Origin of the sequence: Streptomyces sp. NBC_00096 (genome assembly GCF_045041305.1) — a bacterium.
Classification (GTDB): Bacteria; Actinomycetota; Actinomycetes; order Streptomycetales; family Streptomycetaceae; genus Streptomyces.
Map to the genome: position 1 here is coordinate 5,452,091 of NZ_CP108221.1, position 11,704 is coordinate 5,463,794.

Annotated in this window: 10 protein-coding genes; 4 read left to right on the forward strand and 6 right to left on the reverse strand. The window is 72.6% G+C overall.

Translation table 11 applies throughout. The features are described 5' to 3' along the window. Positions 1-6: 6 nt before the first annotated feature. On the forward strand, positions 7-987 hold the full coding sequence (gene dapD, locus OG904_RS24080; RefSeq protein ID WP_328297985.1) for a 2,3,4,5-tetrahydropyridine-2,6-dicarboxylate N-succinyltransferase: 981 nt from the start codon (positions 7-9) through the stop codon (positions 985-987). Positions 988-1,081: 94 nt separating this feature from the next. On the opposite strand, the gene OG904_RS24085 is transcribed toward dapD, so the two are convergent. Both OG904_RS24085 and OG904_RS24090 read right to left on the reverse strand, forming a co-directional pair. After that, entirely contained in the window at positions 1,082-1,336 is a 255-nt protein-coding gene (locus OG904_RS24085) for a hypothetical protein (RefSeq protein ID WP_405494263.1), read from the reverse strand. Between the two features lie 371 nt (positions 1,337-1,707). Then, a complete protein-coding gene (locus tag OG904_RS24090; RefSeq protein ID WP_405498222.1) occupies positions 1,708-3,549 on the reverse strand; it encodes an endonuclease/exonuclease/phosphatase family protein in 1,842 nt (613 codons plus the stop codon). 216 nt (positions 3,550-3,765) lie between these two features. Here OG904_RS24090 and OG904_RS24095 point away from each other — a divergent pair, with 216 nt between their 5' ends. Together OG904_RS24095 and OG904_RS24100 are read left to right on the forward strand one after the other, a co-directional pair. Then, the gene (locus tag OG904_RS24095; RefSeq protein WP_405494265.1) at positions 3,766-5,310 is read left to right on the forward strand and encodes a hypothetical protein; all 1,545 of its coding nucleotides are present in this window, start codon (positions 3,766-3,768) and stop codon (positions 5,308-5,310) included. A 165-nt stretch (positions 5,311-5,475) separates the two neighbouring features. Beyond that, positions 5,476-6,945: an alkaline phosphatase PhoX gene (locus OG904_RS24100; protein WP_405494267.1), complete on the forward strand. Its 1,470-nt coding sequence runs from the start codon at positions 5,476-5,478 to the stop codon at positions 6,943-6,945. Between the two features lie 112 nt (positions 6,946-7,057). On the opposite strand, the gene OG904_RS24105 is transcribed toward OG904_RS24100, so the two are convergent. The 4 genes from OG904_RS24105 to OG904_RS24120 form a co-directional block, all read right to left on the reverse strand. Further along, positions 7,058-7,225 carry a hypothetical protein gene (locus tag OG904_RS24105; RefSeq protein ID WP_243338429.1) on the reverse strand — a complete coding sequence of 56 codons (168 nt, stop codon included), beginning with the start codon at positions 7,223-7,225 and terminating at the stop codon, positions 7,058-7,060. 102 nt (positions 7,226-7,327) lie between these two features. After that, positions 7,328-8,587: a TerD family protein gene (locus tag OG904_RS24110; RefSeq protein ID WP_405494269.1), complete on the reverse strand. Its 1,260-nt coding sequence runs from the start codon at positions 8,585-8,587 to the stop codon at positions 7,328-7,330. 80 nt (positions 8,588-8,667) lie between these two features. Next, a complete protein-coding gene (locus OG904_RS24115; protein WP_405494271.1) occupies positions 8,668-8,892 on the reverse strand; it encodes a hypothetical protein in 225 nt (74 codons plus the stop codon). Between the two features lie 85 nt (positions 8,893-8,977). Then, positions 8,978-10,501: an aldehyde dehydrogenase (NADP(+)) gene (locus OG904_RS24120; RefSeq protein ID WP_405494273.1), complete on the reverse strand. Its 1,524-nt coding sequence runs from the start codon at positions 10,499-10,501 to the stop codon at positions 8,978-8,980. 166 nt (positions 10,502-10,667) lie between these two features. On the opposite strand from OG904_RS24120, the gene OG904_RS24125 reads away from it, so the two are divergent. Further along, positions 10,668-11,450, forward strand: coding sequence for an IclR family transcriptional regulator (locus OG904_RS24125; RefSeq protein ID WP_405494275.1), 783 nt, complete (start codon positions 10,668-10,670; stop codon positions 11,448-11,450). Positions 11,451-11,704: the final 254 nt, after the last annotated feature.

Below are 11,704 nucleotides of genomic sequence, written 5' to 3' on the forward strand. Positions count from 1 at the left end.
TCGGATATGACTGCTACGCGTACCACCGGCGCCGTCGCCGCCGGACTTGCCACCATCACCGCCGACGGCACCGTCCTCGACACCTGGTTCCCCGCCCCCCAGCTGGTCGCCGAGCCCGGCCCGGCCGGCACCGAGCGCCTCACCGCCGATCAGGCCGTGGAGCTGCTGGGCGCCACCGCGCCCAAGGCGATCCGCCAGGACGCGGTCCGCGGAGTCGAGGTCGTAGCCGTCCGCACCGTGATCGCCTCCCTCGAGGACAAGCCGCTGGACGCGCACGACGCGTACCTGCGCCTGCACCTGCTCAGTCACCGCCTGGTCAAGCCGCACGGCCAGAACCTGGACGGCGTCTTCGGCCTGCTGACCAACGTCGCCTGGACCTCGCTCGGCCCCGTCGCCGTGGACCAGGTCGAGACCGTCCGCCTCAACGCGCGCGCCGAGGGCCTGCACCTCCAGGTCACCTCGATCGACAAGTTCCCGCGGATGACGGACTACGTCGCCCCCAAGGGCGTGCGCATCGCCGACGCGGACCGGGTCCGCCTGGGCGCGCACCTCGCCGAGGGCACCACCGTCATGCACGAGGGCTTCGTCAACTTCAACGCCGGCACGCTCGGCACCTCCATGGTCGAGGGCCGCATCTCGGCCGGCGTCGTGGTCGGCGACGGCTCCGACATCGGCGGCGGCGCGTCCACCATGGGCACCCTGTCGGGCGGCGGCAAGCAGATCATCTCGATCGGCGAGCGCACCCTGATCGGCGCCGAGGCGGGCGTCGGCATCGCGCTGGGCGACGAGTGCGTCGTCGAGGCCGGCCTGTACGTGACCGCGGGCACCCGCGTCACCCTGCCGGACGGCCAGATCGTCAAGGCCCTGGAGCTCTCCGGCGCCAGCAACATCCTCTTCCGCCGCAACTCGGTCACCGGCGCCGTCGAGGCCCGCCCGTACAAGGCGGCCTGGGGCGGCCTGAACGAGGTCCTCCACAGCCACAACTGACCCCCACCGGTCCCGGCGGCAGCGACGCCCTCCCCACCCGAGCGGGGGAGGGCGTTCGCGTGTGCGGGGCCCCGGGGGGCCGGGTGCGGGGTGGTCAGTGGAGGGGGATCGTGCGGACCAGGCCCGCGAAGGCCTGCTGTTCCGCCTCGGTCAGCTCCACCGACTCCAGCGGGTGCATCGAGATGCCGCGCTGGGCCGGGATGACCGAGAGACCGTCGAAGGCGCCTGGCTCCGGGTGGTGGAACCGGCTGTCCCACAGCATGTGGCCGAGTCCGACGAGCCAGACGAGAGCTGCCACGAGCAGGACGGCGATGCCGATTTCCTGGGCGAGGGAGATGGAGGGGAACACGCGGTCCTCCCGAGGAGTACGGTGCAAGATCGGGCGTGGGGACACTCAACACCAGAACCGCCCGAATGTGTAGAGATGTGCTGAGCGTCACGCCAGGGCCAAAGGTCCCTTCCTTGGCTCCCGGCGGTCCCGATCAGCGGTCCCGCCCAGGGTTCCGACCAGGGGTTATGGCCAGAGGCCCGGACTCGGTCCAGCGGCAACCCGAAGCCCTCGTGGCTCCGCGCGAAGCCCAGCCGCTCGTAGAAGCAGTGCGGTGCAGTGCGGTGCAGTGCGGCGCGGCGCGGTGCGGTGTGGTGCGGTGCGGAAGATCATGCCGGGATCATGCCGAAGGGGCCGGGCGGCGGTGCGGCCCGGCCCCCTCGGCGCCGCCGCTACGGGCGGAAGCGCACGACCTGCGGGTCGTGGTCGCTGTTCTGGTTGGCGAACTCCGCGTTGATGTGCACGCTGTCGTAGCTGAACTGCTTGATGCCCGGGCTCGTCAGGATCTGGTCCAGCACCTGCGCGTTGCCCTGGTAGACGTACGAGTAACGTTCCGCCTTCGGCAGCGACTTGACCGCCGAGTACAGCGCCCCGCCGTCCTCCAGCGCCTGCGTCGTGCCCGAGAACTCGAAGTCGTTGATGTCGCCGACCGCGAGGACCGAGGCCTTCTTGTCCACCGCCAGGATGTTCTTGACGAAGGAGTTCACCGCCTGCGCCTGGAGCAGCCGCTTGGCCTCGGAGGACCGTACCGGCGGCTGGTGCACGGAGGTCAGCCCCTCGTCGCCGCCCTTCGAGCCGAAGTGGTTGGCGATCACGAAGACGGTCTTGCCGCCGAAGACGAACTCGCCGGCCAGCGGCTTGCGGCTGTCCACCCAGGCCGGGTTCGCCGGGTCGATGCGGCCGGGCGAGTGGGTCAGGGCGGCCTTGCCGTTCTCCGTGGTCACACCGGTCGCCGTCACCGCGTCACCCGGGGCGCGCTCGGTGAAGGAGACCCGCGCCGGGTTGAAGAGGAACACCTGGCGGATGTTGCCGCCGGGCTCGCCGCCGTCCTTCTTGTCCTCGGGGTTGATCGTGCGCCACTGGTACGCCGGGCCGCCCGCGGCCGCGATCGCCGCGGTGAACTTCGTCAGCGTGGCCTCGGCCGAGACGGTGCCGTCGTTCTTGGCGCCGTTGTCGTCCTGGATCTCCTCCAGGGCGAGGATGTCGGGGGAGGAGAGGTTCTCGACGACGGCCTTGGCCAGGTTGTCGAACTTCTCCTGCGGGTCGGTCGGGTCGAGGTTCTCGACGTTGTACGTGGCGACCGCGAGCTCGTTCGCGGCCTGCGCCTTGGTCTTCTCGGGGGCGAGGGTGCCCGCCTTGACCGTGCCCAGGGTGCGGGCCACCAGGGTGTAGCCGCCGAACTGGTTGAAGTCCAGCGGGCCTTCGGTGGCGCCCACCAGCTTGTCCCCGACGTTGGCCACCGGGAACGGCTGCTGCGCCAGCGGCGCGAGCTGCTGGATCTGCAGGCGGCCGGTGTTCTGGGAGTCGTACGAACCGTAGAGCGTGCCGCCGCGCTTGGTGTTGTTCTCCCAGCCCTTGACCGTCACCCAGAGCTCGGCGTACGGGTCGGTGGCGCCGACCACGCGGGAGGTGCCGATCTTGACGTTCATGCCCTCCAGCGACTCGTAGTAGTCCAGGGCGTAGCGCGAGGGCTCCAGGGTCAGGCCGTTGATGCTGCCCGCGGCGGCCGGGTCGCCGGCCGGGGCGTACTCGGACGGGACCGAGTACTCGTTGACGGCGGTGGCCTCGGGCAGGGCGTTGCCGGAGGAGACGACGGTCACGACCGGCTTGGAGATCTGGGTGACCGACTGGTTGCCGGAGGTGAGGCCGCCGGGTATGTACTCGCCGACCAGGCCGGAGACCTTGACGGCGTCGCCGACCGCGACGGTCGGGGCCGAGCTGGTGAAGACGAACACGCCCTCGCTGGTGGCGGCGTCGTCGTCGGCGTCCGGGTCCTGGATCCAGAAGCCGCGCGAGCCGTACGTACGAACGCCGGTGACGATGCCCGCGACGTCGGCGACCTGCTTGCCGGCGAACGGGGACGTCCGGGTGGTGCCCTGGATGTCGTGGATGCGTATCGGATCGGCGGACGCGGCGCCTTCGGCCGCCTCGGCGGTACCCGCGAGCAGACCGGTGGCCAGTGCGGTGGCGACGAGGGCCGCGACGGCGGCGGAACGGGGATGCGAGGAGCGCATGGGCAGGAACTCCGGTGTGTGGAGGAGGAAGCAGATATCTACGCGCGTCAATTTCCTTCTTGGTCAGCAAAGTTGTCAAGCCCTACAGGGAATACGGCAGCTGACTGTGGGATGAACCAAAGGGGATGACCGGCCGGAGGCGCCCGAAATGCGTCTACGCTGGGGCGCCGAACGACCCGTACCCGAACCACCCGTGCCCGCGAGGAGAACCACCCGATGTCCGCAGACTCGCACCCCACGCTGCCGCCGGTACGGCTGCTCCCCGACGCGGAACTGGCCCGGGACGCCCTCGCCGCCCCGCTGTTCGCCCGTGCCGTCCGGCTCGCCCGCTGGGCCGGACCGCAGACCAGGGTGGACATCGGCGGCGAGCTCGTCGCCGCCCAGGTCCCCGAGGCCGTCGCCCTGCTGGGCCTCGACCCCGCCGACGAGGACTCCGCGGCGCACGCGAGCCAGGCCTGGCGCGTGGCCGTCGACACCGGGCTCGTCGAGGTCACCGAACCGGAGGAGGACGGCCCGGGACCGGAGGAAGCGGCCGACGGCGAGGGGGAGTCCGGCGGCGAGGGGGAGTCCGGGACGGCCGAGCCCGGTGAGGACCTGGCGCTGGTCACCGGCGGCACCCCCGGCGACGTGCTCGACCTGTGGCTCGCCGCCCTGGACACCGTCCTCGCCGACGCGGCGGTGCCCGCCCTGGACGACCTCGTGGACGCCCTCGACGCGGGTGGCGAGATCGACTTCGACCAGCTCGACTGGAACCCGCGCCGCGAGGCCGACTTCCTCGACGGGGTGCTCGCCAACCTCTACCTGCTGTCCGTCGCCGAGGGAGGCGCGGCCGACGGCCCGGTCCCGCTGCCGGTGCTCGCCGCCTCGATGGTCGTGCCGGACGACATGGGCGACCCGACCGACGCCGTCCTGGAACAGGTCTCGGACGCGATGATGCGCCTCGACGACCAGTTCCGGCAGCTGGAGCCCATCGGGCTGGTCGAGTTCCGCCCCGTCGACGAGGACCTGATGGCCGATGCCGAGGACGAAGAGTTCCTCGCGGCCGGGGGCGCCGAGCCGGGCGCGGCCCCCGACGAGGAGGACGTCTCCCGCTACGGGATGGTCCGCCTGACCCCGCTCGGCCTGTACGGGATCCGGGCACGCATGCTGGAGGCCGGTGTCGAGGCCCCGGCCGTCGGAGAGCTGGCGGGCAAGGGCGCGGACGTCCTGCTCGACGCGGTCTCCCACTATTCGGAGAGCGCGGCCCAGGCCGAGATCGAACAGTGGCTGGCCGGCCGCCCCGTGCCCACCGCCGTCGCGGAACTGCTCGCCGCGGCACGCGGATCCGACGCGGGCGGGCCGCTGCGCAGGCTGCGCTGCCAGCAGGCCCTCGCACCGGCCGGAGCGGAGGCCGAGCCGGCCGTCCGCGCGGTGCTGGACGACGCGGAGCTCGGCGGGCTGGCCCGGGTCTGGCTGGCCGAGCGCGGGGTGACCGACGTACCGGCGCCGGACGAGGAGATGGTGTTCTGGCTGACGGTCGACACCATCGCGGCTCAGCTCGCCGCGGACGGGGAGGGCGGCGAGGGCGGTGAGGCGCGGGAACTGCCGCTCCTGATCGAGTCGCTGACCGCCCACCACGCCGGGTTCTTCGAGCAGGCGTGGAGGGTGGAGCACCCGGCGACGGCCTTCGTCCTGGAGGCGATGGGGCGGCTGCATCCCGACAAGAAGGCGGCGAAGGAAGCGCGCAAGGCCGCGTTCAAGGCGCGTTCCCGCAACGCCTGAGACGGCGGTAACGAGCCGTTCGCCAGTGGGAGTCGGCCAACGGGGACACCGGGAAGGGGTCGATTCGTTTTCCCGGGTAGTTCAGTCGGCGTTCACGTGCGGGCGGGAGCGTGTGCGCCGACGACCGCACGACAGGCGCACCACCTCCCCACCCCTGGAGACCCGATGCCGCTCAGCCGCAGAGACTTCACCTCCCGCACCGTACTGGCCGGTGCGGGGGTCGCGCTCACGGGAACGGTCGGCGCACTCGCCACCGCTCCCGGGGCCCTCGCCGCCGACGACAGCACGGCGGCCGGAGACCACGGCGAGCACGGCGGACAGGACCGCGGACACGGTCACGAGCACGGCCCCGGCTACGGCCCGCTCGTCCCCGACCCGGCCGGCATACTGGCCCTCCCCGCCGGATTCGCCTACCGCGTGATCACGCACAGCGGGGTCACCACCCTGGACTCCGGCGAGATCACCCCGTCCAACCACGACGGCACGGCCGCCTTCGAGGGCCACCGGGGGGTCACCCTCCTCGTCAACAACCACGAGCTCAAGGGCCCGCGCGCGGGCTGGACGCACCCCGTCCCGCTCACCGAGGGCCTCGTCTACGACCCGGCCGCGGCCGGTGGCTGCACGGTCGTCGAGGTCCGGCGCGGCGGCGAGGTCGCGGAGTGGGTCGGCGTCGCCGGTACGTCGACCAACTGCGCGGGCGGCGCCACCCCCTGGGACACCTGGCTGACCTGCGAGGAGACCGAGGACCTGGCCGGCAAGAACGGCATGACCAAGGACCACGGCTACGTCTTCGAGGTGGACCCGCACGACCGCCGCGCCAACCGCGACCCGAAGCCCGTCAAGGCCTTCGGACGGTACGCCCACGAGGCCGTCGTCATCGACCCGCGCCAGGGCCACGCCTACCTCACCGAGGACGCCTCCGGCCCCAACGGGCTGCTCTACCGCTGGACCCCGCCGAGCGGCTTCCGCCACGGGCGCGGCAGGCTCCGTACGCTCGCCGCCGACGCCGGTGTGCTGGCGGCCGCCAAGTGCTTCGACAGCGGCGGCCTGTTCGTCGACGACCTCTCGCGGGCGACGAAGATCGGGACCACCTACGGGGTGGACTGGGTGCCGGTGGCCGACCGCGACGCGCGCACCGTGTCGGTCCGCAAGCAGTTCGGGGCCTCGGCCGTGACCCGGGCGCGCAAGCTGGAGGGCATGTGGTGGGCCGACGGCGGGACGTACTTCGTCTCCTCCTACGCCCGCGAGGAGAGCCCCGGCACGGCCCACGACGGCCAGGTGTGGTTCTACGACCCGAAGCGGCGCACGGTGCGGCTGATGGTCCTGCTCGGGGTGAACGCCGACCCGTCGGCGGACGGCGGGTACGACGGCCCGGACAACATCACGGTCTCCCCGTACGGCGGTCTGATCATCGCCGAGGACGGCTCGGGGCTGCAGCACCTGTTCGGCGCGACCGAGTCGGGACGGACGTACCCGCTGGCCCGCAACGAGATGAACATGGGCACGGAGCAGGAGCCGGAGTACTCGGAGTTCACGGGCGTCTGCTTCTCGCCGGACGGGCGGACGCTGTTCGCCAACATCCAGGAACCGGGCATCATGCTGGCCATCACGGGGCCGTGGCGGCGCGGGCGCTGACCCGCGGGCGCTGACCGTGGACGCACCGCGATGAGAAGAGCCGCCGGGCCCTGGGGCTCCGGCGGCTCTTGTGCGTGGTCTTCAACTGTTCGGCTGGATCACTTCGGGTGGTTCACTGAGCTTCGGCGCGGCTGGCCGCGGCCCACTCCTCGAGGAGGAATTCGTACGCCTCGGAGGGCCACTCGCCGTCCACCCGGCTCTCGACGAGCTGCCGTATCGCCTCGTTCGCCTCGGCGGCGGACGGGCGCGCGGGGCCCGCGGGCTGGAGTGTCTGGTGCATGGGTTCAAGGCTACGGGTGGGCACTGACAGCCACCTCCGTATTAAGGGTGGAACAGATCACCCGAGGAGGGCGCCCGTCGCTCCATGTGCCCGCTCACCTGCTCAGAGTGCCTGCGCGGCGGGTTTGACCATGCCGCGCACTGTGCGCGACTTCACAAACTCGCCCATGGCCGTCATCTCCCATTCGCCCGAAAACTGCTTGATGAGCTTCGCCATCATCACGCCGGTCTGCGGCTCGGCGCTGGTGAGGTCGAACCGGACCAGCTCCTCGCCGCTCGCGGCGTCGATGAGGCGGCAGTAGGCCTTGGCCACCTCGGTGAACTTCTGGCCCGAGAAGGAGTTGACCGTGAAGACGAGGCCCGTGGCGTCGGCGGGGAGCCGGCCGAGGTCCACGACGATCACCTCGTCGTCGCCCGCGCCGTCGCCGGTGAGGTTGTCGCCCGAGTGCTTGACGGAGCCGCCCAGGATGGACAACTTGCCGAAGTAGCAGCTGTCGATGTGGTTGCGCTGCGGGCCGTACGCGATGACCGAGGCGTCCAGGTCGATGGCGCGGCCGCGGAACGCGGGCTCCCAGCCGAGGCCCATCTTGACCTGGGAGAGCAGCGGCCGGCCGCCCTTGACCAGGGACACGGTCTGGTTCTTCTGGAGGCTGACCCGGCCCTTGTCGAGGTTGATCTTCCCGGCGCCGGGGGCGGGGGCCGCGGCGGCGACCGGCGCGGGAGCGGCCACCGGGGCCTGGGCCTGGGCCGGCGCGGGCGCGCCGGCGCCGGCGCCGAGCCAGGGGGAGGCCGGGTACGCGGACGGAGCCGGGGGAGCCGGGGGCGCGGGCGGGGCGACGGGCGCGGGGGCGGCGGCCGCCGGCGCGGGCTCCTCGTCCACCGAGACCCCGAAGTCGGTCGCGATGCCGGCGAGGCCGTTCGCGTAACCCTGGCCGACCGCGCGCACCTTCCAGACGCCGCCGCGCTGGTAGACCTCGACGACCACCAGGGCGGTCTCGGTGCCCAGCTGGGGCGGGGTGAAGGTGGAGATCACCGATCCGCTGACGGCGTCCCGCACGGTGGCCGTGGGCTCGATGCCCTGGAAGGTCTGCCCCGCCGCGTCCGGACTGGCGGTGATGACGATCCGCTCGATCCCGGCCGGGACCGAGCCGGTGTCCACCGTGATCGAGTCCGGTGCCGTGCCGCCGCCGGACTGATAGCTGACGCCGGGGCCGGCCGGCTGGTTGAAGAAGATGAAATCGGCGTCGGAACGCACCTTGCCGTCGGCGGCGAGGAGCAGCCCGGACACGTCGAGCCGCACCGGGGCAGCCACGTCCACCGTCACGCGGACGGTGTTGAGCGGCAGGTTGGAACCAGGGGTCATAGCGGTCATGCCGGGAGAACGACCGAGGGTGCTTTGCCGTTCCCTTACTTTCCCCCGGGATTCCCCGCCCTCCCCGGGATTCAGGCGCGCCCCTGGTTGCGGGGGTGGTTCTTGGCCATCCGCTCGTTGCCGAACTTGTAGGCGCCGGTCCAGCGGGCCATCACCAGCTGGGCGTCACCGGATTCGACCTCGGCCAGGAACTTGTCGGCCCGGGCACCCCGCAGGGTGGTCGCGGACCGGCCCTGATGGGTGATGACCACGCGGTCGCCCAGTTGTTCGTACGAGAATCCGTGCGGCTTCGGCATGAGGCGCAGCTTGCCCGGACCGGGGCGCGGGCGGCAACGCATTAAGCCCCGGCCGCCCGGCCCCCGCCCCCCCGGGTGGGGCGGCTCAGTCGCCGGTCACCCGGCGCGGGAGGCCGAGGGGGTTGGCCTCGCGGAGTTCCGGGGGGAGGAGCGCGTCCGGGACCGACTGGTAGGCCACCGGGCGCAGCCAGCGTTCGATCGCGGTGCCGCCCACCGAGGTGGAGTGGGAGGTCGCCGCCGGGTAGGGGCCGCCGTGGTGCTGGGCCGGGGCCACCGCCACACCGGTCGGCCAGCCGTTGACCACGACCCGTCCGGCCAGCGCCGTGACCTGGGAGATCAGATCCGCCGCAGGCCCCGGGCCGCCGTCCGCCTCGGCGGCCGACAACTGGAGGGTCGCGGTGAGGTTCCCGGGGAGCCGCCCCAGCACGGCGGCGGCCTCGCCCTGGCCGGCGTACCGGGCGAGCACGGTGACGGGACCGAAGCACTCCTCCAGCAGCACCTCGTAGGGCCCGCCCTCCAGCAGGGTCCGTGCGGGGACGCTCAGGTAGCCGGCGCCGACGGTGTGCTCGCCGCCCGAGCCGGGGGTGACGGGCGCGTCCACCCCGGGCAGCGCGGCGCGCTCGCGGACCCCGGCGACGAAGTTCTCCCGCATCCGGTGGTCGAGGAGCACCCCGGGCTCGGTCTCCCCGAGCGCCTTGGTCAGCGCGCCGGCGAGCCGGTCGCCGTCCGCGCCCTCGGGTACGAGCACCAGGCCGGGCTTGACGCAGAACTGGCCGACGCCGAGCGTGACCGAGCCCGCCAGCCCGCCGCCGATCTCCTCGGCGCGTTCGGCGGCGGCCGCAGGGGTGACCACCACCGGGTTCAGCGAGCCCAGTTCCCCGTGGAAGGGGATCGGTACGGGCCGTGCGGCGGCGGCGTCGAACAGCGCCCGCCCGCCCCGGATGGATCCGGTGAACCCGGCGGCGCTGATCAGCGGGTGCCGGATCAGCTCCAGGCCCGCGTCGAACCCGTGGACCACGGCGACGACCCCGGCCGGCAGCCCGGTGGCGACGGCGGCCCGGCGCAGCAGCGACACGCACAGTTCGGAGGTGGCGGGATGGTCGGGGTGCGCCTTGACGACGACGGGGCAGCCGGCGGCCAGCGCGCTGGCGGTGTCGCCGCCGGGGACCGAGAAGGCGAGCGGGAAGTTGGAGGCGGCGTAGACCGCGACCACGCCCAGCGGCACCTTGTAGCGGCGCAGTTCGGGGCGGGGCGGTGCGGTGGTGGGGTCGGCGCGGTCGATGCGGATGTCGAGGTAGGAGCCCTCGTCCACGGCGTCGGCGAAGGCGCGCAGCTGGCCGGTGGTGCGGGCGAGCTCGCCGGTGAGCCGGCCGGGGCCCAGCGCGGTCTCGGCGTCGGCGGCCTCGATGACGTGGGCGGCGGCCTCGTCCAGCAGGTCGGCGGCGGCCCGCAGGAACGCGGCGCGCCCGGTGGCGTCGGCGAGCGCGCCGCGGGCCGCGTGGGCGGCGCGTACGGCTTCGTCCACCTCCCGGGATGTGGCCTCCACCGCAACCTGCTCGCGGTCCTTCCCGGTGCGGGGGTCCACACTCCAGACTGGTGTTGCTGCCATGGCGAACTGCCTCCTGGATCTACGCTGACCCGCGCGGATGCGTTCAGTATTGTGAACGCCGTTCCGGTGGATGAATGATCACATCCACTGTGGACTCTATTTCCGTGTCTTGCGGGTGACAAGTGAAGAACAAGAGACAGCAAGCGACAGAGGGGCACGAAGGCGAATGACTGCAGCTGAGTCGGGGGGCTCGGGCGCGCCTGCGGCCGTCAAGTCGGCGGTGCGCACGGTCCTGTTGCTGGAACACTTCGCGGCGCGGCCGGGACTGCACAGCCTGGCCGACATCCAGGGCGACCTCTCCCTGCCCAAGTCCAGCCTCTACATGCTGCTGCGCACCCTGGTGAACCTGGGCTGGGTGGAGACGGACGCGACGGGTACGCGGTACGGCATCGGCGTACGGGCGCTGCTCGTCGGCAGCTCGTACATCGACGGGGACGAGGTGGTCGCGGCGGCGCGGCCGACGCTGGACCGGCTCTCCGACGACACGACGGAGACCATCCACCTGGCCCGGATGGACGGGACGAGCGTGGTCTACCTGGCGACCCGGCAGTCGCAGCACTACCTGCGGCCCTTCACGCGGGTCGGGCGGAGGCTGCCCGTGCACTCGACGGCGCTCGGCAAGGCGCTGCTGGCCACGCACACGGACGAAGAGGTGCGCGGGCTGCTGCCGCGGCGACTGGAAGCCGTCACCGAGCACACCATCACCGACCGGGACCGGCTCATCGAGGAGCTGGCGCTGGTGCGGGAGCAGGGGTACGCCGTGGACCGGGAGGAGAACACGCTCGGACTGCGCTGCTTCGGGGTGGCGGTGCCGTACCGGACGCCCGCGCGGGACGCGGTGAGCTGCTCGGTGCCGGTGGCGCGGCTGACTCCGGGGCACGAACGGGGCATCAAGGCGGCGCTGTTCGCGGCGCGCGACCGGCTGTCGGTGGTGACGCGGCGGATGTAGGGGGTTGGGGCTGCGGGTGGGGGTGCGGATGGGGATGCGGGTGGGGCTGGGGGTGCGGGTGGGGCCGGGGCCGGGGTCGGGGCCGGGGTCGGGTGGAGGCGCTGTCGCCACGGGCAGGGGGGTGGAGGGAGGAGTTCCTCCCCCGGGCGGGGGAGACGGTTCCCCTTCAAGGGGGAGGTGGCGGGGGCACGGACACGGGACCGTTGAGTCATGACCACACGAGCCGTTCACCCGCCGCGGTCACCACGACCGAC

What these genes read in the sequence shown, in the direction of transcription:
- dapD (WP_328297985.1), top strand. Translation starts at nt 7, where the DNA reads ATGACTGCTACGCGTACCACCGGCGCCGTCGCCGCCGGACTTGCCACC.
- OG904_RS24090 (WP_405498222.1), bottom strand. Translation starts at nt 3,549, where the DNA reads ATGCGCTCCTCGCATCCCCGTTCCGCCGCCGTCGCGGCCCTCGTCGCC.
- OG904_RS24095 (WP_405494265.1), top strand. Translation starts at nt 3,766, where the DNA reads ATGTCCGCAGACTCGCACCCCACGCTGCCGCCGGTACGGCTGCTCCCC.
- OG904_RS24100 (WP_405494267.1), top strand. Translation starts at nt 5,476, where the DNA reads ATGCCGCTCAGCCGCAGAGACTTCACCTCCCGCACCGTACTGGCCGGT.
- OG904_RS24105 (WP_243338429.1), bottom strand. Translation starts at nt 7,225, where the DNA reads ATGCACCAGACACTCCAGCCCGCGGGCCCCGCGCGCCCGTCCGCCGCC.
- OG904_RS24110 (WP_405494269.1), bottom strand. Translation starts at nt 8,587, where the DNA reads ATGACCCCTGGTTCCAACCTGCCGCTCAACACCGTCCGCGTGACGGTG.
- OG904_RS24115 (WP_405494271.1), bottom strand. Translation starts at nt 8,892, where the DNA reads ATGCCGAAGCCGCACGGATTCTCGTACGAACAACTGGGCGACCGCGTG.
- OG904_RS24120 (WP_405494273.1), bottom strand. Translation starts at nt 10,501, where the DNA reads ATGGCAGCAACACCAGTCTGGAGTGTGGACCCCCGCACCGGGAAGGAC.
- OG904_RS24125 (WP_405494275.1), top strand. Translation starts at nt 10,668, where the DNA reads ATGACTGCAGCTGAGTCGGGGGGCTCGGGCGCGCCTGCGGCCGTCAAG.